Origin of the sequence: Polaribacter sp. SA4-12, assembly GCF_002163675.1 — a bacterium.
Taxonomy (GTDB): Bacteria; Bacteroidota; Bacteroidia; order Flavobacteriales; family Flavobacteriaceae; genus Polaribacter.
This window is the reverse complement of sequence record NZ_CP019334.1, coordinates 323,679-346,514: the sequence shown is the minus strand read 5'-3', so window position 1 is coordinate 346,514 and position 22,836 is coordinate 323,679. Positions and strand designations below refer to the sequence as shown.

Below are 22,836 nucleotides of genomic sequence, written 5' to 3'. Positions count from 1 at the left end.
GACAATCAGAAATGGGATGTCAATATTATTAGATAAGAATAAAATAATACCAAGAATAGCTGAACAATATGATTCTTATGAAAATACAATTACAGAAAGAATAAATGGAATAATAAAACAAGAATTCAATATTGATTAGTATAATACAAAATTAAAAAAAAGATAGTGCAAAATGATATAAAAATATACAATAATTTTAGGCAACATTTATCTAATTATATGCTCACTCCTAATCAAATGCATCAATAAAATCAAAAAAGGCAGTGATATAAAATCACTACCTTTAGTTTATTAACTTTGTAACGCTATTTCAGGACGTCACATACTTTCCTTTTTCAAAAGATTTTTCTTAATTAAAATATATTTTTGAAGCTCCTATTGCAACAGACTTCGTTTGAGTCTTTACTTTAGTAGTAATATCAAACACATTAAGCGTGCTTTCATCAGTAAAACTTGCGTTTAAAGTAAATAATGAATTACCTTCTACTTCAATTCCGTATAAATAACCTTCTGCAGTAACTATTTCTGTAGTAGATAAACTAGTAGCATCTACGTCTATAGAATAAATTTTACCACTTAAAGCATAATAAATTGTATTATTTTCTAATACCATTAAAGAAGGATGTTCTCCACTTGCAAAATCTAATTCACTAACAATTGTATTGTTAGAAACATTTATTGTAATAATACTTCCTATTGTATTACCAATAACACTCCAGCTAGCATCATATTGAACAGCTCCTTCTGATAAAACAACTAATTGTCCATTGTTATTAAAGAACATTTCATCTGGTTTATCGCTTACAGTAATTTCTTCTACACCTTCTGTGGCAATATCAATTACAGAAATTATATTATTAGATCCCCAACCTCCTTTGTGAGAAACATATAATTTTCCATTACTTTCAATAATTCTTTCTGGCCCACTACCAATGTTTATTTTCTTGATAAAATCATAACTAGTAAGATCGTAAACAGCAACATAAGCTTCCGTTGTACCCCAGTTTGTAACATACCCTTTGTTATCTGCAACTGTCATAAACCTAGGAGTTGCTAGTTCTTCAGAAATTGTAGCTTCTTTTATAAATGAATATCGATCAACAACAGTAATCGTGTTCTGGTTATCTACAACAATAAAAGCGTTATCAGTATCAAAAGCCATTGATTGTAAATAAGTTCCTAATTCTGTCGAATTTACTTTTTTGTAAATTGTATTTTCTGCAGTTTCATAATCATCAGATACAAAAGAAACAGAACCTGTACCAGCACCACTACCTTCTCCACTAATTAATACTCCTCCATCATAATCACCTCTTGGTAAACTTGGTGAGTCATCTGTACATGAAGTAAATGCAATTGCTCCAAATACTAAGGCTGCTAGTAATTTATTAATTCTCATTGTTTAAAATTTATAGTTTATATTTAAATTAAAGTTTCTGTTTGGCATTGGTCTTCTTGGTTGCGTAACATAATTTTTGTCGAACACATTATTAATTTTAAAACCAATCGTAATTTCTTTTTTTATGTTTTTTGTAATTCTATAATCTCCTCCAAGGTTTCCAACAAAAAAACTAGGAAGCATAAAATCTTTAGAATTACTTTCTGTAGTAAAAATTTCTCCTGTGAATAATTGTTGATAGAAAAAACTGATTCTTTTATGAGAATACCCAAAACTTCCATTAAACAGATGTTTAGGTACAAAAATTAAAAACCTTTGAGTATCTTTATCTTTAGCTTCGGTGTAACTATAATTTGCTCTAAAATCAATAAAATGATTGTTATAGTTTTTAGCATAAGAAAGACTAAGTTCTACTCCTTTGTTTGCTACATTAGAAAGGTTAATTGGCGTCCATATACCTGGTCTACTAGAATCTCCATTTGGTGTCCAAACAATTTTATCTTTAGCAGAAATGTAAAATACTCCCAAATCTGCAGAAAATTTCTTTTTCTTATAAATTACTGCAAACTCACCCTGAACTGCTGTTTCTGGAATTAAATTTACGTTTCCTTGACCTGGCCAATACAAATCATTGTAAGTTGGTACTCTATAATTTTTAGAGGCATTCGCTCTCAAAGAAATATTTTTAAGCACCTTGGCTTTCATCCCTAAAGAATAACTATTAGGAACATTATAATCAGAATTAAAGTCTTTTCTCACCTTTAAATCAAAGAAAACTGTATTTAAAATATTTTGATTATAGATAAATGATTGTGAAAACTGTCTTCTATTTTTTTCTCTAATTTGATCTGTTTTACCAAAAACAGATTCATACTCAGAATAGGATGTTATCTTCGCATTTATTGATGAAATTTTATAAGCTACATCATAATTAATCAAATAACGTTTCGATTTTCCAAAATTAAAATCATCTACTAATTTATTATCAAAAAACTGATATTCTTGCGTTAAAAAAGCTAATTTCAATTCGTGATTAAACTTATTATTCTGATAATTATACACTAGGAGATTTCTATTATTGAAATCTTTGTATTTATCATTTGCTCCTGATGGATTTGGTAACTCTCCAGAAAACAAACGTTTACCCACATAACTTGTACTATAAAATTTAAGTTGTGATTTTGGATTAAACTTATAAGCTAACCCAATACTCATATTGAAGTTATTATATGCACCATTAAAGTTTTTTAAATCGGTACCTAATAATTTATAATCATTTTCAGATTCATTATAAGACATTCCTAATTTTAAGGCTAACTTTTCTGTAGATAATTTAAACTTATATAAAGTATTATAAGTGCTAAAACTACCTATTGAACCCACAAATTGATTCACAATTACTTTCTTAGACTTGTATAATAATTGATCATTTAAATGGATTGTACCACCAACAGCACCAGAACCATACTCAATACTTCCTCCTCCGCTTCTAACATCAATCGCATCAAATAAACTAACAGTTAATGAGTTAAAACCTGTTTGACCATTATTAACAGAATTTATATTTATCCCGTTCCAAATAACAGCTGTATTAGAAGAACTTGTACCTCTAAAACTAGCTGTACTTGTACCTCCAGAGCCATATTCTTTTAAATAAATTAAAGAGTTAAAACGTAAAAGTGAAGTAAATGATTCTGTATTTTTAGTGATAATAGAATCGTTTAATACCTGAATTTTATATCCTTTAGAGTTTTCTATTTTTTTATCAGCAACAACAATAATTTCTTTCAAAACTGTTCTTATAGAATCGTTTTGAGCCAAAATAGCATGTGTAATAACAAAAAAAGTTGTAAAAAGTAAGTGTTTCTTCATAATCCATTTAACCTTTATCCCGAAAGTTTTAATTGTTTAAAAATCGAGGCAGGTCTCCTGGCTTGCTTTATGTTATTATACCTTCCCAACATATATGTCAGTGGTAAAAGAGCTAATAACATCTTCTAATGAAGTGCTGAAATAAATTCAGCATAAACTTACAGTTGCGGGAACAGCTTCGGTATTTAACCGAATTCCCTTTTAATTTGTTCTCAGAAAGAACAAAACCCTAATTTTCTGCAAATGTAGATTATTTTAATAATTAAAAACCACTATTTTTAAATTTATATGCTAATTATTTAACTATTTTTAACAGTTCTGAATAAATCATTTTAGAGAAACATTGTATTCAATTTAATAAAGTATTCGCAGAAGATTATTTGAGCAGAAAAAACCTGTATTCTAACTTACAACGATAAGAACTTATTTTATCTAAAAAGTAATTCCACTATAATTTCTTATAAATCGATATCACAAACCCTTTAGTTTCCCTTTAAACCAAAAGAGAAAAAATCATTTTTAAGTATTTTTAAATCAATAGTTTTACATAGTAATTAAAATATCCTTTACTTTTTAAAGAAATGTTTCTAACCTTTGCATTTATATATTTTTAAAATTATGATTCATTATATTTCTGGAGGAGAACGTTCTGGCAAAAGTAGTTTTGCTCAAAAAATGGCGGAAGACATTTCTAAAAATCCTTATTATTTGGCAACTTCTAGAATTTGGGACGAAGACTTTAAAGCAAGAGTAAAAAGACATATTTCTGATAGAGATGAACGCTGGACAACCATTGAAGAAGAAAAAAATATTAGTGCAGTTATTCCTGATAAAGCAACTGTAGTTATAGACTGTGTTACTTTGTGGCTAACAAATTTTTATGTTGACACAAAATATGATATTGAAGAATGTTTAAAACTAGCCAAAATAGAAATAGAAAAATTAGTAGAAATAGATGCCAACATCATCATTATTTCTAACGAAATAGGCATGGGATTACATGCTACAACCGAATCTGGTAGAAAGTTTACAGAACTACAAGGTTGGGTAAATCAATTTATTGCAAACAAAGCCAACAAAGCCACTTTTATGGTTTCTGGATTACCTCTAAAATTAAAATAAAACATGACTTCAACAATTAAACCTCTTTGTAAAGAAATACAAATAGCACTTCAAAAAAAAATAGATTTTAAAACAAAACCTTTAGGTTCTTTAGGACTTTTAGAAACTATTGCAATTAAAATAGGAAGCATACAAAACACACTAACTCCAAAAATTACAGAACCAACAATTGTTGTGTTTGCAGGAGATCATGGAATTACAAAAACGAAAGGTGTAAGCCCATATCCACAAGAAGTAACACAACAAATGGTGTTCAATTTTTTAAATGGTGGCGCAGCAATTAATGTTTTTTGCAAACAAAATAGTATCAATTTAAAAATTGTTGATGCCGGTGTAAATGTCGATTTTGATCAAAATAATGAATTAATTTCAGCAAAAATTGCAAAGGGAACAAAGGATTTTTCTTTAGAAAAAGCCATGACAACTGAGCAATGTAATTCAACCTTAGAAAAAGGAAAAGAAATTGTAAATACATTGTTTCATAAAAACTGTAATACGATTGGTTTTGGTGAAATGGGAATTGGAAATACTTCTTCTGCTGCACTTTTAATGAGTTATTTTACAGCAATTAATATTGAAGATTGTGTTGGAAAAGGAACTGGATTAGATGATAAAGGTCTTCAACAAAAAAAGACAATTTTAAAAGAGGTTTACCAAAAACATATAAAAAATATAGACTCGCCAACAGAAGCACTCGCAACTTTTGGTGGTTTCGAAATTGTAATGATTGCTGGCGCTATTTTAGAAGCTGCTGCTTTAAAAATGACTATTTTAATAGATGGTTTTATTGTTACATCTGCATTATTAGCGGCAAATGCTATTGATAAAAATGTATTAGATTATTGTGTTTTTACGCATACATCTGGTGAACAAGGACATCAAAAAGTATTAGATTTTCTAAAGGTAAAACCTGTTTTAAATTTAGGTTTACGTTTGGGAGAAGGTACTGGTGCTGCAGTTGCATTTCCTATTATAAAATCTTCTGTTCAATTTTTAAATGAAATGGCAACTTTTGAAAGTGCTAATGTAAGTGAAGCTTAAATCTATGAAAAAAGAAATCCATTATTTTTTAACTGCAATACTTTTCTTTACAAGGATACCTTGTCCTAAATGGGTAAATCATTCGTCAGAAACACTAAATAAAAGTAATAGATATTTTTCTTTAGTTGGTATTTTAGTAGGATCAATTGCTGCTCTTGTTTATTACATATCAACGTTTCTTTTTACTATAGAAATTGCTATTGCATTAAGTATGATTGCTTCTGTTTGGACAACCGGAGCTTTTCATGAAGATGGTTTTGCAGATAGTTGCGATGGTTTTGGTGGTGGTTGGACCAAAGAAAAAATTTTAATAATAATGAAAGATTCTAGATTAGGAACTTTTGGTGTTATTGGGTTATTTTCTATTCTGATTTTAAAATTTTTAGCAATAGAAGCATTAAGCGTTTCTACTATAAATATTCCACTCCTTATTATTTCTGGTCATGCAATTAGTCGTTTTATAGCTACTATCCTACTCTACACACATCCTTATGTTAGAGATATTGATAGTTCTAAAATAAAACCAACAACAACTCAAATGAGTCCAAAATCTTTAGCAATTTCTTTCTTTTTTGGAATTTTACCACTTTTATTTTTTAAAAATTATTGGGTTTTTCTAAGCCTTTTACCATTATTAATATCGTATTGGTATTTAGGAGGCTTTTTTAAGAAATGGATTGGTGGTCAAACTGGTGATTGTGCTGGTGCTTTACAGCAAGTTGCTGAAGTTGTTTTTTATCTTTTTATACTTGTTTTATGGAAATTATACTAATTAGACACACAACTCCTAAAATAGCAAAAGGAATTTGTTATGGACAGGCTGACCTTGATATTACTGATACTTTTTTAGAGGAAATAAAACCTATTATTAAGGAGGTATCTGTAAATAATGATGAAATCATTTACTATAGTAGTCCACTTAAAAGATGTAAAAAACTAGCAGAAAAGCTTTCAAATAAAGTCATTTTTGATGATCGCCTAAAAGAGTTAGATTTTGGAGATTGGGAGTTACAAAATTGGAACGATATCAATAAAGAAGAATTAGATCATTGGATGAATAACTTTGTAAAGGTCGCCACTACAAATGGAGAATCTTATTTAGATTTACATGCCAGAACTACTGATTTCTTATTAGATATAGCCAAACAAAAGCATAAAAAAGTTGTTATTATAACGCATGCTGGTGTTATTAGAAGCTTATATTCTTTTATCAAAAAAACTTCATTAGAAAAATCCTTTGATTTAAAATTACAATATTCACAGGTTTTAGAAATAAAATATTAAAATGAAACACATTTTATCGCTCTTAATTATAAGTAGTTTCTTTTTTTCTTGTCAAAATAAGTCGGATCAAAAAACAGTAAATAAATCTGTAAAAAGCACCATAAAATATGCTAAAGGATTTGATATCGTTACAATTGGTAATCAAAAAAAATTAATCATTAAAAAACCTTATCAAAACGCGAAACACGAATTTACATACCTACTTGGTAATAAAACAGATCTTAGTAAAAATGAATTGAAAATACCAATTAAAAACATTGTGGTAACAAGTACTACACACATAGCAATGTTAGAACAAATTGGTACTGAAAATTTTTTAAAAGGATTTCCACAAACAAATTTTATTTCATCAGAAAAAACAAGAAAACGAATTGCAGATAGCAAAATCATAGAACTTGGTAATGAACAAACTATTAATACAGAAAGGTTAATAGAATTAGCTCCTGAGCTTGTAATTGGTTTTGGGTTAAATGGAAATAATAAATCATATAAAACAATTGAGAGAAACGGAATTCCTGTTATTTACAACGGAGATTGGCTAGAAGAAACAGCATTAGGACGCGCAGAATGGGTAAAGTTTTTTGGTGTTTTATTTAACAAAGAAAAAGAAGCTGATAGCCTTTTTAATATTATTGAAAACAATTATTTAGCTGTTAAAAAAATAGCTTTAAAAGGGGGGGGATTTCCTTCAATTATATCTGGAAATTTATTTAAAGACACTTGGTATATGCCTGCTGGAGAAAGCTTTATTGCTACCTATTTTAAAGATGCAAATACAAACTACTTATGGAAAAACACGAAAGGAAATGGTAGTTTACCTTTAAGTATTGAAAGCGTTTTAGACAAAGGAAAAGATGCTACATTCTGGATTGGTTGTGGTTTATTTGAGAATAAAGAAGACATGTTAAGGTCTAACCAATATTACAATTCATTTACTGCTTTTAAAGAAAAAGAAATTTACACATATGCAACAAAAAAAGGAGCAACTGGAGGTCTTATTTATTTTGAAAAATCTCCAACAAGACCCGATTTGGTTTTAAAAGACATTATTAAAATTACAAATCCAGATTTGTTGCCTAATTACACCTTGACTTTCTTTGAGAAAATGAATTAGAAGTTCTATTTAATAACTTTAAGTTATAGCTCTTTATTTAAATAGCATTCCTTTTTTTATTCAAATTAAAATGATTTTTACAAACAATCTTGTAAAATCGTTTCCAAATTTAATACCTTTATCACTTAATTAAATTGTAAGAAATGAGAATAGAAAATGAGTTAAAATTAGGTTTTAAAGATGTTATGATTCGCCCAAAACGATCTACATTAAAATCTCGTTCACAAGTAACTTTAGAAAGAGAATTTACTTTTTTACATAGTGATGTTGTTTGGAAAGGAATACCGATTATGGCTGCAAACATGGATACTGTTGGTACTTTTGAAATGGCAGAAACTTTAGGGAAACACAATCTTTTTACAGCAATTCATAAACATTATTCTTTGGATGAATGGAAAGAATTTGCATCAAAAGCTGATGAAAAAACATTAAAGAATATTGCTGTAAGTACAGGAACAGGTAAAGATGATTCAGAAAAAGTAAAACAAATTTTATCTGAATTCCCTCAAATAAATTTTATTTGTGTTGATGTTGCTAACGGATACTCAGAACATTTTGTAGATTTTGTCAAAAAAATGCGTAAAAACCATCCAAATAAAGTAATTATTGCTGGTAATGTTGTTACAGGAGAAATGGTGGAAGAATTATTATTAGCAGGTGCAGATATCATTAAAGTTGGTATTGGTCCAGGTTCTGTTTGCACAACTCGTGTAAAAACAGGCGTTGGTTATCCACAATTATCTGCAATTATAGAATGTGCAGATGCAGCTCACGGTATGGGAGGGCAAATTATTTCTGATGGTGGTTGTAAAACTCCTGGAGATATCTCTAAAGCTTTTGGTGGAGCTGCAGATTTTGTTATGCTTGGAGGAATGCTTGCTGGTCACACAGAAAGTGGTGGGAAATTGATTGAAAAAGATGGAGAGAAATTCAAAATTTTCTACGGAATGAGTTCAGAAACAGCAATGACAAAACATGTTGGTGGTGTTGCAAATTACAGAGCATCCGAAGGAAAAACTGTTGAAATTCCTTTTAGAGGAAATGTAGATGATACCATTATAGATATTTTAGGAGGAATTAGGTCTACATGTACTTATGTTGGAGCTAGTAGATTAAAAAACTTAACAAAAAGAACCACTTTTATTAGAGTTCAAGAACAAGAAAATCAAGTGTATACGAAATGAAAAAAGTAAATTTAATTCCGATTTTATTATTCTTATTGATCTCTATTTCTTGTAAAAAAGAAGTTGTTAAAGTTGATAAAAAAGTACAATCAGAAAGTACCATTAAATATGCAAAAGGTTTTGACATTATAAATGATAATGGAACAAAAAAACTAATAATAAAAGCTAGTTATCAAAATTCTGATGATATATTTGAATATGAAATTCATAATAAAAATTCTACCAAAAATATTAAGTATACAGACTTAAATATTGAAGTTCCAATTGAAAAAATAGTAGTAACCTCAACAACTCACATACCTATGTTAGAGTTATTGAATGAAGAGACTGCAATTGTTGGTTTTCCATATTCTAAATTTGTTTCTTCAGAAAAAACAAGAGCCTTAATTGATGCAGGAAAAATTACTGAGGTTGGAAAAGAAACTTCTTTAAATACCGAAATTCTATTAGATTTACAACCAGAATTAGTTGTTGGTTATAGTATTTCATCTGCAGATAAATCTTTAACCACCATTCAAAAAGCAGGAATTCCTGTAATGTATAATGGAGATTGGCTAGAAGAAACTCCATTAGGAAGAGCAGAGTGGATTAAGTTTTTTGGCGTTTTATTTGATAAAGAAAAACAAGCTGACAGTATTTTTAAAGTTATAGAAAGTAATTATTTAGACGCTAAAAAAATTGCTTTAAAATCTGATAAAAAACCTACAATTCTTTCTGGTGCTATTATGAGCAAAGATATTTGGAATTTACCAGGAGGTGAAAGTTTTGTTGCTACCTTCTTTAAAGATGCAAACTTTAAGTATCTATGGAAAGATACCAAAGGAAAAGGAAGTTTATCTTTAAGTTTTGAAAGTGTTTTTGATAAAGGACAAAATGCAGATCTTTGGCTTGCTCCTGCTCATTATACAACAAAAGAACAATTGATAAAAAGCAATCCTTTATATACAGAATTCGATGCTTTTAAGAACGATAACATTTATACACCAATAAGTTTAAAAGGTAAAACGGGCGGTATTATTTATTATGAATTAGCTCCTACTAGACCTGATTTAGTCTTAAAAGACTTGATTAAAATTGTACAACCAGAATTACTCAAAGAATATGAATTTACTTTCTACAGAAAATTAAATTAAGTTGTTTTTTATGAAAAAACTAAGACCAAAATCTAATATTGATGAGCTTTGTTATCCTTTTATGTATGAAGAGTCTTCTCTTTGTGATTATGAAATAGAAACGGACCAACTTACACGTATGGTTGCTTGGGCTATTGATGAACTTTCAATATTAAAATTAGAATATCCTAATAGTAAAGATTTAGAAAACCTAGGACAAGAACTAGATTGGTTATTGCCTCTTTGTTATCATCTTAACGGTTCTATTAGAGGAAAACTTGCTATTACAGAAAATGATCATCAACAATTATTAGATCATTATAGAAATATGAAAATAGTTGTTGAAGATGCTATTTCTAGCTTTGTTTTACCAGGAGGAAAATCTCCTGTAGGAATATTGAATCAGTGTTCTTCGATTTCTAAAAAAGCAATTAGATTAATGGTAATTATCCACAATAATGAGAACAAAGAAGTTGCAGATATTTTACCAAAATTCGCAAATTTACTTTGCAACTATTTTTTTACAGCCACAATTCTAATCAATAAAGTAACTGGTTTTAAAGAAACTCCTTTTATTAGTAAAAGCTATTAATCATTTAGTTTTAAGTAATATTATGCTGATGTTATTTCGTTGAAAACTCAAAAGCAGCAGTAGCATGAATTGTTGTAGTATCAAAAACAGGAACAGCAACATCTTCTTGTTGTATTAATAAAGGAATTTCTGTACATCCTAAAATAATACCTTCTGCTCCACTTTTAATCAATCTATCTATAATTTTTAAATACTTCTCTTTTGAAACAGGATTCATTTCACCTAAAGAAAGTTCATCATAAATTATAGTATGAATAATATCTCTATCTTCTAATTCAGGAATAATTGTTTCTATACCAAAGGATGTCAAAATATCAATAAAAAAATCTTTTTCCATTGTATATTTTGTTCCTAATAAAGCTACTTTTTTAAGCTTCTTTTCAATAATACTTTTTGATGTTGCTTCAGCAATATGAATCACAGGAATTGTAACTACATTTCTAACTGCATCTATACATAAATGCATGGTATTTGCACAGATTAAAATACAATTAGCGCCAGCATTTTCTAGATTCTTACCGGCTTCTGCCATAATATCATTTAACAAATCCCATCTATTTTCTTTTTGAAGTTGAGCAATTTTACCGAAATCAAATGAGTTAATCACAACTTCTGCAGAATGAGGTTGTCCTAAATTATTCGAATTTAATTGATTTAAAATTCGGTAATATAAAATGGTAGACTCTGGAGTTATTCCTCCTATTAATCCTATTTTTTTCATATTTTAAAACAACTTTGTTTGGTCCTCGTCAGATTTTTTCTTCTCTTCTGCTTTCTTTCTTGCAATCGATTTTCTCAAAGCTATTTGCGCTTTTTCTGCGGCAGAAAGTTCTTCTAAAACAGGTTTATTAGTCGTAATTACAGGAATATCAATTGGCAATAATTCTTCAATAACTTCTTCATCTACAACCTCAATTTCTTCTGTAATTTCTTCTACTGGTTCTTCAAAATGTAAAGACTCTAATAAATTTACGTTCTTAATTTTATCTGTAGTTAATTGATTTCCTTGAGCTTTAATTCCTTTAATAGCAATAAATTCTTCAAAATTAACTTCTTCGTTTTCTAAACTTCTTTTAGAATATTGAATTTCTGCAAGTGGTCTATAATCTGTTGACACTATTTCTAATTGCGATTTTGGATGCTCCGAAATAAAAGTTTCTTCTTTGTCTGCTGTATCCATTAAAAAACGCTTTACATAATAACGCTCTTTTTCTCCATCAAAATAAATGGCAGAAATAGGTTTATTAGGTTTCCATTTTTCTAAAACAATCATATCATCATCAAAATGCATTGCTAAATCTGGCTTTACAGCTTTTGCTTTTCCACTTTGAGTAATAATCAATAATTTATCTTCTGCTCTAAACTCTCCTAACAACTCTCCTCTTTCATCAACATTTAAACGCTGAACAGCATCATCAAACCAAATTTTACGAGGCTTTAAGGTAGAAACTCCTTCAGATTTAAAATCTACAGATTTAATAGTATGTTTTGTAATTAAATTTCCTCTAACCGCTCTTCCTTTTACTGATAAATCAGCAAAATCAATATCCCATTTCAATTTCTTAACACTACCAACAGATCGCAAGTTTATACTAACAACTTCTGCTTCTCCATTTAAATTTGCTGTAAAATATAAAACTTTAGAACCTTTATTTCCGTTGGTTAAATCGTATTCTTTATCTCTTGTAACAGAGGTAACATTAAAACGTTTCATATAAGAAGGTCCTTTTGCACCATCTTTATACATAAAATTATAAACCGTTCTTTTATCTTTCTTTTTAAAGACAGCAACATGAATAATATCTTTACCCACAAAGGTTTTAGAATCTATTTTTGTTACAGTCATTACACCATCTCTTCTAAAGATAATAATATCATCAATATCAGAACAATCTGTAACAAACTCATCTCTTTTTAAAGAAGTACCAATAAAACCTTCTTCTCTATTTACATAGAGTTTTGCGTTATTCATTGCCACTTTTGAGGCAACAATATCATCAAAAATTCTAATTTCGGTTTTACGCTCTTTTCCTTTTCCGTAGGTTTCTTTTAAGCGTTTAAAATAATTTACAGCATATTCAATTAGGTTTGCTAAATGATCTTTTACAACTGCTATTTTCTCTTCTAAACCTTCTATAAATTGTTTCGCTTTATCAATATCAAATTTTGATATTTTCTTAATTCTAATTTCTGTTAAACGTGTAATATCCTCAACAGTAATTGCACGTTTTAAATGTTTAATATGTGGTTTTAATCCTTTATCAATCGCCTCAATTACGCCATCCCAAGTTTCTTCTTCTTCAATATCTCGATAGATTCTATTCTCAATAAAAATTCTTTCTAAAGATGAAAAATGCCATTGTTCTTCTAATTCGTTTAACTGAATTTCTAATTCTTTCTTTAACAAATCAACCGTTAAATCTGTAGAATGTTTTAGCATTTCAGAAACACCAACAAAAACAGGTTTATTGTCTTCAATAGTACAAGATAAAGGAGAAATAGACGTTTCGCAATTTGTAAAAGCATACAAAGCGTCAATCGATTTATCCGGAGAAACATTTGGAGGCAAATGCACTAATATTTCTACTTCTGCAGCCGTATTATCTTCAATTTTTTTTATCTTAATCTTCCCTTTATCATTCGCTTTTAAAATACTATCAATTAAAGTTGTAGTTGTGGTAGAAAACGGAATTTCATTAATAACCAACGTTTTCTTATCTAGTTGCGCAATTTTAGCACGAACACGTACTTTTCCTCCACGAACTCCATCATTATAATTGGTAAAATCTGCAATTCCACCCGTTAAAAAATCTGGTAATATTCTAAAACTTCTTCCTTTTAAATATTTGATAGAAGCATCAATCAGTTCAATAAAATTATGTGGCAATACTTTGGTTGATAAACCTACCGCAATTCCTTCTGCTCCTTGCGCCAATAATAATGGAAACTTTACAGGTAAATCAATCGGTTCTTTTCTTCTACCATCATAAGACATTTTCCAATCCGTAGTTTTTGGATTAAAAACAACGTCTAATGCAAATTTTGATAAACGAGCTTCAATATATCTTGATGCCGCTGCACGATCTCCAGTTAAGATATTACCCCAGTTTCCTTGCATATCAATCAGTAATTCTTTCTGACCAATTTGCACCATAGCATCAGCAATAGAAGCATCACCATGTGGGTGATATTGCATGGTATGACCAACAATATTCGCTACTTTATTGTAACGTCCATCATCTAAATCTTTCATAGAATGCATTATTCTACGCTGCACAGGTTTTAATCCGTCTTCTAAAGAAGGTACTGCTCTTTCTAAAATTACATACGAAGCATAATCTAAAAACCACTCCTTGTACATTCCTGTAACTTTGGTAATGGTTTCTACAGAATCCGTCTGATTATTTAACTCATCAGATTGTTCTTCTAAATTATTTAATTCTTCTTCGTGTTCGTTTTCGTTTATTTCTTCACTCATTCTTTTTAAACGTTTAATTGTTTAATCGTTTAACTGTCTATTTCTTTATTTGGGCGTTCCCTAAAAAGGTCAGGCTTTACGTTGTAATCTTTTTTATGAAAAATAAAAAAGGATTTCCACTTCAATCCCTAACGCAAAACTATCTGCTAACTATTTGCTTTTAACCTTTATCCTTTTTAAACCCAATTTTTGTTCTTTCTGTTTTCTCTTCTTTCTTTTCAATCAATTCATCTAAATACGAAAATACTAATTCTATATTTTTACTTTGATTGGTCACTTTCTTTTTAATTTCTTCTATTTCTAATCGTAAACTTACATTATCAGTTAATAATTCTCTCATTTTAGAGAAAATTCTAATAATTTTAATATTCACTGCAATTGCTCTATCGCTATTTAAAACACTCGATAACATAGCAACTCCTTGTTCTGTAAAGACTATTGGAAGATATTTTGAATGCTCTCCTCTTTTTAAGGTGCCAAATTGACTCCTTAAAGATTCGTATTCTTCTTTTGTGATTTCAAACATAAAATCATCCGGAAAACGATTTATATTCCTACGAACTTGTCTTTTCAATACTTTTGTTTCTACTTGATATAATTCCGCTAAATGGCTATCTAACATTACTTTTTGATTTCGAATCAAATAGATTTTGTTAGTAATAATCTCATCAGGAATTAATAAACTTTCTTCTTCTTTCATTTTTTATAATCTTGAGGACGCTAATTGCGACTTCAAGTTGATTTTCCTTTTCTCTAAATTGGAGCTCACAAATTGTGACCTCCAATATTCACGCTTACTCTTTTGGTACTTTATTTTTAATTTGCAATGAAATGATAAACAGTGCACCTGCTAAAACGCCAAAGAAAGCTCCTGAATTTGCTCTACTAGAAAAATTATTCCAATCAATTTGAAACAACCAGAATATTAATACCAAAACGAATACTACTGTAAAAATATTCTTAATTAACTTTTTATTATATTTCTTCATCTTCTATCGTATCCAACTCTACTTTTAAATTCTCAATAATAAATTTCTGTCTATCAGGTGTGTTTTTTCCCATATAGAATTCTAACATACTTTCAATAGACATTTCTTTGTCTAGCATTACAGGATCTAAACGAATGTCATCACCAATAAAATGTACAAATTCATTAGGTGAAATCTCACCCAAACCTTTAAATCGAGTTATTTCTGGTTTTCCTCTTAATTTACCAATCGCTACTTGTTTTTCTTCTTGAGAATAACAATAAAATGTTTGTTTCTTATTACGAACTCTAAATAATGGCGTTTCTAAAATATATAAATGTCCTTCTTTTATCAACTCTGGAAAAAACTGTAAGAAAAATGTAATTAACAACAAACGAATGTGCATTCCATCGACATCGGCATCTGTTGCAATTACAATATTGTTATAACGTAAATCTTCTAAACCGTCTTCTATATTTAAAGCTGCTTGCAAAAGATTAAATTCCTCATTTTCATACACAATCTTCTTACTTAAACCGTAAGAATTTAAAGGCTTCCCTTTTAAACTAAAAACAGCTTGTGTATTTACGTTTCTAGATTTGGTAATAGAACCAGAAGCGGAATCTCCCTCTGTAATAAATAAAGTTGAATTTAAATGAGCTTCTTTCTTTATATCACCTAAATGGACTCTACAATCTCTTAATTTTTTATTATGTAAACTCGATTTTTTAGCTCTGTCTTTTGCTAATTTTCGAATTCCAGAAAGTTCTTTTCTTTCTTTCTCTGCTTGAACAATTTTTCTATGAAGACTATCTGCAACATCTGTATTTCTATGCAGATAATTATCAAGCTTTGTTTTTACAAAATCATTAATATACGTTCTTACAGTTGGTAAGTCTCCTCCCATTTCTGTAGAACCTAATTTTGTTTTTGTCTGACTTTCAAAAATGGGCTCCATTACTTTAATAGCAACTGCAGAAATAATAGATTTTCGAACATCAGAAGCTTCAAAGTTTTTACCATAAAATTCACGAATTGTTTTTACAACAGATTCTCTAAATGCAGCTTGATGCGTTCCTCCCTGTGTTGTATGTTGTCCGTTTACAAAAGAATGATATTCTTCTGAGTATTGTGTTTTACTATGCGTTATGGCAACTTCTATATCATCGCCTTTTAAATGAATTATTGGATACAACATATCATCCTTATTGTTGTTATCTTCCAATAAATCTTTCAATCCATTTTCTGAAAAGAATTTTTCTCCATTAAAAATAATGGTCAATCCAGGGTTCAAATACACATAATACTTTAGCATTTTTGCTACATATTCATTTCTGTATTTGTAATTCTTAAAAATGGCTTCATCAGGAATAAAAGAAACTTTTGTTCCTTTTCTTCTTGAAGATTCTTCTAAAAATTCTTGATTTTCTAAGTTTCCTTGACTAAATTCTGCTGAAGCTGATTTTCCATCACGTGAAGATTCTACTCTAAAAAACGATGAAAGTGCATTTACTGCTTTTGTACCAACTCCATTTAAACCTACCGATTTTTTAAATGCTTTTGAATCATATTTACCACCAGTATTCATTTTAGAAACCACGTCAACTACTTTCCCTAAAGGGATTCCACGTCCGTAATCTCTAACTGTAACTTTACTTCCTTGTATAGAAATTTCGATATTTTTACCAGCTCCCATTACATATTCGTCAATGGAATTATCTAAAACTTCTTTCACAAGAATGTAGATTCCATCATCCGCAGAAGAACCATCTCCTAATTTACCAATGTACATTCCTGGACGCATTCTTATATGCTCTTTCCAGTCTAAAGACCTGATATTATCTTCTGTATATTTTGTTTCTTGACTCATGAAATCTCTTACTGTTAGTAGGTTTGAAGCCTTGCTAAAATAGCATTAAACGAGCAAAAATAAAATAGCTCTGCTAATTAGTTATCAACATTATTTCAACGGTTTTTTTATACCTTATAAACGCAAAAATCACAAAAAAAAACAATATGTTATATTTTTAAACAATTGATTGTTTACTCAACAATTTTAGTACTTTTGACGTCAGATATAAAATGAAATAAAGTGGAAAACTCACAACTTACAGCGTTAGCAAATAAATACGGAAGTCCTTTATATGTTTACGATACAGATAAAATAGAATCGCAATACAACAGATTAACAAATGCTTTTAGCAGCGTTAAAAGTTTAAAGTTGAATTATGCTGTAAAAGCACTTTCTAACATCAATATATTAAAGTTCTTTAAAGATTTAGGTTCTGGTTTAGACACCGTTTCTTATCAAGAAGTACAATTATGTTTAACAACTGGTATTGAACCTCATGACATTATTTATACTCCAAATGGCGTTTCTTTAACAGAGATTGAAGAAGTAGCAAAATTGGGTGTTCAAATTAATATTGACAACCTTTCTATTTTAGAACAATTCGGACAAAAACATCCAGACATTCCAGTTTGTGTGCGTATAAACCCACATATTATGGCAGGTGGAAATTCTAAAATTTCTGTTGGACATATCGATTCTAAATTCGGAATCTCAATCCACCAAGTACCACATATTAAACGTGTTGTAGAAAATACGGGGATGAATATCAATGGAATTCACATGCACACAGGTTCTGATATTTTAGATATCGATACTTTTTTACGTGCTTCAGATATTTTATTTGATGTTGCTAAACAATTCGAAAACATCGATTTTATCGATTTTGGAAGTGGATTTAAAGTACCTTATAAAGAAGGAGATATTTCTACAGATATTGAGCAATTAGGTTTGCAATTATCAGAAAGATTCAATGAATTTTGTGTAGAATATGGAAAAGACATTACATTAATGTTTGAACCTGGTAAATTTTTGGTTTCTGAAGCGGGTTCTTTTCTTGCAAAAGTAAATGTTGTAAAACAAACAACTTCTACCGTATTTGCACATGTAGATTCTGGCTTTAATCATTTAGTAAGACCAATGATGTATGATTCTTATCACCATATTACAAACATTTCAAATCCAACAGGAAGAGATCGTTATTATTCTGTTGTAGGTTATATTTGCGAAACAGATACATTTGCTTCTAACAGAAGAATTTCAGAAATTTCTGAAGAAGATGTTTTATGTTTCCACAATGCTGGTGCTTATTGTTTCTCAATGGCTTCTAATTATAACTCACGTTATATTCCTGCAGAAGTTATGGTTTATAAAGGTGAAGATTACTTAATTAGAAAAAGACAAACAATTCAAGATTTACTACACAACCAAGTAGTTGTTGATTTATCTAGTGATAAAACGTCTAAAAAAGTTGCTGCTAAAGAAAATATAGAAGCTTAAAAACTATAAATAAACAATATTAAATCCACCAAGAAACTACTGTTTTTTTGGTGGATTTTTTTTACTTTTACTTGAAGAACAAAAACATATTAAAAAATGAAAATATTAGGTATAGGAAGTAATTACGTTACTGATTTAAAAGACATTGAAGAAAAAAAGAAAGGTAAAAAATTCATCTTCTCTAAACCAGAATCTAGCTTAGCTGTTAATTGTGATGTTGAATACCCAAGTAGCATTACCAATGAATTAGTTTACGAAGTTGAATTAGTTGTTAATATAGGAAAAGAAGGAAAAAATATTTCTAAAGAAGAAGCAAACTCTTACATTTCTGAAATTGCAGTTGGTATCGATTATACTGCTACAGATATTCTTAAAAATGCAAGAGAAACAAAACACCCTTGGGAATTTGCAAAAGGTTTTGATGGTGCTGCACCAATCTCTAGTTTTAAACCAGTCTCTGATTATAATTTAGCAGATATTGATTTTGATTTAAAAATTAATGGTGAAGAAAAACAAAAAAGTAATACAGCATTTATGATTAATGATTTTGCTGATATTATTGTGTTTATTTCTGAATACATGACATTACAACCTGGAGATTTAATCTTTACAGGAACACCTGCTCTTGGTAAAGGTAAAATCTTTAAAGGAGATCATTTACAATGCTCTGTTAATGGTGAATTACTATTAGATTTTAAAATGATTTAATTTTTTTTGATGAAAATCCGCCTTTCTAAAATTGAAGATATTCCTGAAATTATGATCATTATTGATGATGCTAAAACGTATTTAGCTTCTCAAAATATTGATCAATGGCAAAACGGATATCCAAATACTGAACAAGTAAAAAATGATACTCTAAAAGGCGAAAGTTATGTTGTTATAAATGATGAAAATCAAGTAATAGCAACTTCTATGTTTACCACAAATCCAGAACCAACCTATAAAGTTATTGATGGAAATTGGATTATCGATGAATCTAAAATTTATGGTGTTATTCATAGAATGGCAATCAAAAAAGAATTTAGAAAATTTGGTTTGGCTACTTTTATGTTTCATGAATTTCATTTACAGTTATTAGAAAAAAACATAGAAAGTTTAAAGATTGATACACATGAAGAAAATATCGGAATGCAATCTTTAATTAAAAAATTGGGTTACAAATATTGTGGCGTTATTTACACTAATTACAATGCAAAAAGATTGGCTTTTGAGAAAGTAATTTCTTAATGTCTGTTCGAGCATTGCTGAAATCAAAATATTTTTTTGATTGAAAGTAGCAAACGAAGTTTCAAGAACTTTTTAACCTTTCGACTGCGCTCAAGGAGACAAAAATCTATTATATTAGCAACCTCATAAATTCATTTTTATGAGGTTTCTTTTTTCTGATAAAATTCAAATAAAAAAATGCAAATCCTTCAATATATAATTCAGCAAACTCAACTTCCTTCAAAATCTGTAGAAAACACCATTTCATTATTAAATGAAGATGCTACAATTCCTTTTATATCAAGATATAGAAAGGAAATGACTGGTAATTTAGATGAAGTTCAAATCGGTGATATTGTAAAATTTAAAGAACTTTTTGAAGCCTTAGAAAAACGAAAAAAAGCCATTTTAAAAGCATTAGAAGAACAAAATGTTTTAACGGATGAATTAACTCAAAAAGTAAACAGCTCTAGAGATTTAACTTCTTTAGAAGACTTGTATTTACCTTTTAAAAAGAAACGTAAAACCAAAGCAGAAACTGCACGTTTACAAGGTTTAGAACCATTAGCAAAAATGGTTATGAGTCAGCGTGTAAATGATTTAGAACACACTGCATCAAAATATACATCCAACGAAGTTGAAACCATTGAAGATGTTTTAGAAGGTGCTCGTTTTATCATCGCAGAATGGATTAACGAACGAACAGATATTAGAAATAATATTAGACGAGAATTAGAACGTTATTCTACAATTTCATCCAAAGTAATTAAGAAAGAAATTGATAATGAAAAAGCTCAGAAATTCAAAGATTATTTTGACTGGAACGAATCTTTAAGCAGAATTCCATCGCACAGATTATTAGCTATTTTAAGAGCAGAAAACGAAGGTTTTATTCGTGTTAAAATAGAAATTGACAAGGAAAGAGTACTTCAGAAAATGGAAGACCGAATTATTCGTTCTAAAAATGAATGTTCAGAACAAATTGAATTGGCAATCGCTGATGCTTATAAACGTTTATTATTTCCTTCTTTATCTAACGAAGCATTGTCTATTGCAAAAGAAAAAGCAGATGAAGCTGCAATTACTGTTTTTGCTAAAAACTTAAAGCAGTTATTATTAGGCGCTCCGTTGGGAGAGAAAAGAATTTTAGCAATCGACCCAGGTTTTAGATCTGGTTGTAAAGTGGTTTGTTTAAACGAACAAGGAGATTTAGTACATAATGAGAATATTTATCCGCACGCTCCACAAAACAATGCTATAGAAGCAATTCAGAAAATTAGTTCTTTGGCTGATGCTTATAAAATTGAAGCCATTGCTATTGGAAACGGAACAGCTTCAAGAGAAACGGAACAATTAGTAAAGAAAATTCAGTTTAAGAATGACATTGAAATTTTTGTTGTGAGTGAAGCTGGCGCCTCAATTTATTCGGCTTCTAAAATAGCAAGAGATGAATTCCCTAATTACGATGTTACTGTTCGTGGTTCTGTTTCTATTGGACGAAGATTGGCAGATCCTTTGGCTGAATTGGTAAAGATTGATGCAAAATCGATTGGAGTTGGCCAATATCAGCACGATGTTGATCAAACTAAACTGAAAAAATCTTTAGACACAGTTGTAGAAAGTTGTGTAAATACGGTTGGTGTAAACATCAATACAGCAAGTGAATCTTTATTGAGTTATGTTTCTGGAATTGGACCAAAAATTGCAGAAAACATCGTGAATTATAGAAACGAAAACGGTTCTTTTACTTCTAGAACTGCCATCAAAAAAGTACCTCGTTTAGGCGGAAAAGCGTTTGAACAAGCTGCTGGTTTTTTACGAATTAAAAATGCTAAGAATCTGTTAGATGATTCTGGAGTGCATCCAGAAAGTTATGGTTTGGTTGATAAAATGGCGAAAGACAACAAAAAGAAAGTTGCCGACTTTATTGGAAATAAAGAAATTCTTCAACAGATTACTTTGAAAAATTATATTTCTGAAACCATTGGTTTACCTACGCTAGAAGATATTATTAAGGAATTAGAAAAACCAGGTGTTGATCCAAGAGCAAAAGCAAAAATGTTTTCTTTTGATCAAAATATTAAAACAATTGCAGATTTAATAAGCGGACAAATCTTACCTGGAATTGTAAATAATATTACCAATTTTGGTTGTTTTGTAGATATTGGAATTAAAGAAAGTGGTTTAATTCACGTTTCTAATTTATCAGATACTTTTGTAAAAGATGTAAATACAATTGTGTCTTTAAATCAGCAAATTCTTGTAAAAGTATTAGAAGTTGATGTTGTAAGAAAAAGAATTCAATTGGCTTTGGTGAAGTAAACATGACAGAGAAAGAAAAAATATAGAATTAAGAAAATTGGAACCATTAACAAGGTCTGAAAAATTAAGTTTCTTTTTTATGTCATTTAACTTTGGTTCTAGAATACCTCCAACAAAAGAATTTAATGATACTGAAATAGAACGTTTTGAAAAATTTGGGTTTGAAAATAAATTAATCGAAGCTAGAAAGTTTAAATATTTTGGTTTTGCTTTTTATATAGTTTTATTTATAATTTTAGTACTTTCGACTTCTTAAAAAAATCTACATGAAAAAAATAGCTTTATTATTCTCTTTCCTTTTCTGTCTTATTTTATCATGTAAATCAGAGTCTGAAGATGACTGTACAAAAACAATCATTGTACAGTATGAATTTAATTTACAATCTCAATATGGTATAATTAACTATCCAGAAATCACTCAAGAAGTTCCTTGTGATTTTCCGGAAATTGATGTTCCAGAAGCAATTACTGAGTTACCTAGATTAGAAGAGTTTTCTTATGAAGTATTAGAGTTAAATGTTATTCCAGATACTGGAAATAACACAAGTAAAATATCATATAAAATTCAAATAAACAATTTAAGTAATGATTTAGTAAAAGGACTCCCTTATTTAACTACTAAATTAAATAATGATAGTTTTACAACTTCTTATGCTTTTAAAGATGGTTGTTCAGAGTTAGAAGCAAACTCTAGCTGTATTATTACTTATGAAGCTGAAGAGTCTCTAGAGCTTATTCAAATTGTTTCATTTTCTATCTTAAATGTTGAATACTTAATCCTTCAATAAAA

22 protein-coding genes and 1 riboswitch are annotated in these 22,836 nt (G+C 29.3%); of the genes, 15 read left to right on the top strand and 7 right to left on the bottom strand.

The window, feature by feature from the left end:
* The first annotated feature begins 16 nt into the window (after positions 1 to 16).
* Positions 17 to 139 carry a hypothetical protein gene (locus tag BTO07_RS17615; protein ID WP_257789759.1) on the top strand — a complete coding sequence of 41 codons (123 nt, stop codon included), beginning with the start codon at positions 17 to 19 and terminating at the stop codon, positions 137 to 139.
* 210 nt (positions 140 to 349) lie between these two features.
* Here BTO07_RS17615 and BTO07_RS01505 read toward each other — a convergent pair whose 3' ends face one another.
* Both BTO07_RS01505 and BTO07_RS01500 read right to left on the bottom strand, forming a co-directional pair.
* Positions 350 to 1,399: a YncE family protein gene (locus BTO07_RS01505; protein ID WP_087519543.1), complete on the bottom strand. Its 1,050-nt coding sequence runs from the start codon at positions 1,397 to 1,399 to the stop codon at positions 350 to 352.
* 3 nt (positions 1,400 to 1,402) lie between these two features.
* On the bottom strand, positions 1,403 to 3,271 hold the full coding sequence (locus BTO07_RS01500; RefSeq protein WP_087519542.1) for a TonB-dependent receptor domain-containing protein: 1,869 nt from the start codon (positions 3,269 to 3,271) through the stop codon (positions 1,403 to 1,405).
* Between the two features lie 30 nt (positions 3,272 to 3,301).
* Positions 3,302 to 3,518, bottom strand: a riboswitch (cobalamin riboswitch).
* A gap of 371 nt (positions 3,519 to 3,889) precedes the next feature.
* Here BTO07_RS01500 and BTO07_RS01495 point away from each other — a divergent pair.
* The 8 genes from BTO07_RS01495 to BTO07_RS01460 all read left to right on the top strand — a co-directional run bounded on the left by BTO07_RS01495 (position 3,890) and on the right by BTO07_RS01460 (position 10,720).
* Positions 3,890 to 4,393, top strand: coding sequence for a bifunctional adenosylcobinamide kinase/adenosylcobinamide-phosphate guanylyltransferase (locus BTO07_RS01495; protein ID WP_087519541.1), 504 nt, complete (start codon positions 3,890 to 3,892; stop codon positions 4,391 to 4,393).
* 3 nt (positions 4,394 to 4,396) lie between these two features.
* Positions 4,397 to 5,434, top strand: a complete 1,038-nt coding sequence (gene cobT, locus BTO07_RS01490) for a nicotinate-nucleotide--dimethylbenzimidazole phosphoribosyltransferase (protein WP_087519540.1) — start codon at positions 4,397 to 4,399, stop codon at positions 5,432 to 5,434.
* Positions 5,435 to 5,438: 4 nt separating this feature from the next.
* Positions 5,439 to 6,206 (top strand): adenosylcobinamide-GDP ribazoletransferase, encoded by a 768-nt coding sequence (locus BTO07_RS01485; protein WP_087519539.1) that lies wholly within the window; start codon positions 5,439 to 5,441, stop codon positions 6,204 to 6,206.
* Positions 6,191 to 6,718, top strand: a complete 528-nt coding sequence (gene cobC / locus BTO07_RS01480) for an alpha-ribazole phosphatase (RefSeq protein WP_087519538.1) — start codon at positions 6,191 to 6,193, stop codon at positions 6,716 to 6,718. Before BTO07_RS01485 ends, cobC begins: the two co-directional genes overlap by 16 nt.
* 1 nt (position 6,719) lies before the next feature.
* The gene (locus tag BTO07_RS01475) at positions 6,720 to 7,832 is read left to right on the top strand and encodes an ABC transporter substrate-binding protein (protein WP_087519537.1); all 1,113 of its coding nucleotides are present in this window, start codon (positions 6,720 to 6,722) and stop codon (positions 7,830 to 7,832) included.
* A 143-nt stretch (positions 7,833 to 7,975) separates the two neighbouring features.
* On the top strand, positions 7,976 to 9,016 hold the full coding sequence (locus BTO07_RS01470) for a GMP reductase (protein ID WP_087519536.1): 1,041 nt from the start codon (positions 7,976 to 7,978) through the stop codon (positions 9,014 to 9,016).
* Positions 9,013 to 10,149: an ABC transporter substrate-binding protein gene (locus BTO07_RS01465; RefSeq protein WP_087519535.1), complete on the top strand. Its 1,137-nt coding sequence runs from the start codon at positions 9,013 to 9,015 to the stop codon at positions 10,147 to 10,149. Before BTO07_RS01470 ends, BTO07_RS01465 begins: the two co-directional genes overlap by 4 nt.
* A 10-nt stretch (positions 10,150 to 10,159) precedes the next feature.
* On the top strand, positions 10,160 to 10,720 hold the full coding sequence (locus tag BTO07_RS01460) for a hypothetical protein (protein ID WP_087519534.1): 561 nt from the start codon (positions 10,160 to 10,162) through the stop codon (positions 10,718 to 10,720).
* A gap of 31 nt (positions 10,721 to 10,751) precedes the next feature.
* Here the strand turns inward: BTO07_RS01460 and BTO07_RS01455 are convergent, their stop codons facing one another.
* The 5 genes from BTO07_RS01455 to BTO07_RS01435 all read right to left on the bottom strand — a co-directional run bounded on the left by BTO07_RS01455 (position 10,752) and on the right by BTO07_RS01435 (position 17,036).
* On the bottom strand, positions 10,752 to 11,441 hold the full coding sequence (locus BTO07_RS01455; protein WP_087519533.1) for an aspartate/glutamate racemase family protein: 690 nt from the start codon (positions 11,439 to 11,441) through the stop codon (positions 10,752 to 10,754).
* Positions 11,442 to 11,444: 3 nt separating this feature from the next.
* Complete coding sequence (locus BTO07_RS01450) at positions 11,445 to 14,198, bottom strand: DNA gyrase/topoisomerase IV subunit A (RefSeq protein ID WP_087519532.1); 2,754 nt, start codon at positions 14,196 to 14,198, stop codon at positions 11,445 to 11,447.
* 160 nt (positions 14,199 to 14,358) lie between these two features.
* Entirely contained in the window at positions 14,359 to 14,898 is a 540-nt protein-coding gene (locus BTO07_RS01445; RefSeq protein ID WP_087519531.1) for an ORF6N domain-containing protein, read from the bottom strand.
* 94 nt (positions 14,899 to 14,992) lie between these two features.
* The gene (locus BTO07_RS01440; RefSeq protein WP_087519530.1) at positions 14,993 to 15,187 is read right to left on the bottom strand and encodes a hypothetical protein; all 195 of its coding nucleotides are present in this window, start codon (positions 15,185 to 15,187) and stop codon (positions 14,993 to 14,995) included.
* Positions 15,174 to 17,036, bottom strand: a complete 1,863-nt coding sequence (locus tag BTO07_RS01435; RefSeq protein ID WP_087519529.1) for a DNA topoisomerase IV subunit B — start codon at positions 17,034 to 17,036, stop codon at positions 15,174 to 15,176. Before BTO07_RS01435 ends, BTO07_RS01440 begins: the two co-directional genes overlap by 14 nt.
* Before the next feature lie 222 nt (positions 17,037 to 17,258).
* On the opposite strand from BTO07_RS01435, the gene lysA reads away from it, so the two are divergent.
* The 6 genes from lysA to BTO07_RS01405 all read left to right on the top strand — a co-directional run bounded on the left by lysA (position 17,259) and on the right by BTO07_RS01405 (position 22,834).
* Positions 17,259 to 18,515 (top strand): diaminopimelate decarboxylase, encoded by a 1,257-nt coding sequence (gene lysA / locus BTO07_RS01430; RefSeq protein ID WP_087519528.1) that lies wholly within the window; start codon positions 17,259 to 17,261, stop codon positions 18,513 to 18,515.
* Positions 18,516 to 18,611: 96 nt separating this feature from the next.
* Positions 18,612 to 19,223: a fumarylacetoacetate hydrolase family protein gene (locus BTO07_RS01425; protein WP_087519527.1), complete on the top strand. Its 612-nt coding sequence runs from the start codon at positions 18,612 to 18,614 to the stop codon at positions 19,221 to 19,223.
* 9 nt (positions 19,224 to 19,232) lie between these two features.
* Positions 19,233 to 19,745 carry a GNAT family N-acetyltransferase gene (locus BTO07_RS01420; RefSeq protein ID WP_087519526.1) on the top strand — a complete coding sequence of 171 codons (513 nt, stop codon included), beginning with the start codon at positions 19,233 to 19,235 and terminating at the stop codon, positions 19,743 to 19,745.
* A gap of 177 nt (positions 19,746 to 19,922) precedes the next feature.
* A complete protein-coding gene (locus tag BTO07_RS01415; protein WP_087519525.1) occupies positions 19,923 to 22,046 on the top strand; it encodes a Tex family protein in 2,124 nt (707 codons plus the stop codon).
* Between the two features lie 79 nt (positions 22,047 to 22,125).
* Entirely contained in the window at positions 22,126 to 22,302 is a 177-nt protein-coding gene (locus tag BTO07_RS01410) for a hypothetical protein (protein ID WP_232457068.1), read from the top strand.
* Positions 22,303 to 22,312: 10 nt separating this feature from the next.
* Positions 22,313 to 22,834 (top strand): hypothetical protein, encoded by a 522-nt coding sequence (locus BTO07_RS01405; RefSeq protein WP_087519523.1) that lies wholly within the window; start codon positions 22,313 to 22,315, stop codon positions 22,832 to 22,834.
* The last annotated feature ends 2 nt before the right edge of the window (positions 22,835 to 22,836 follow it).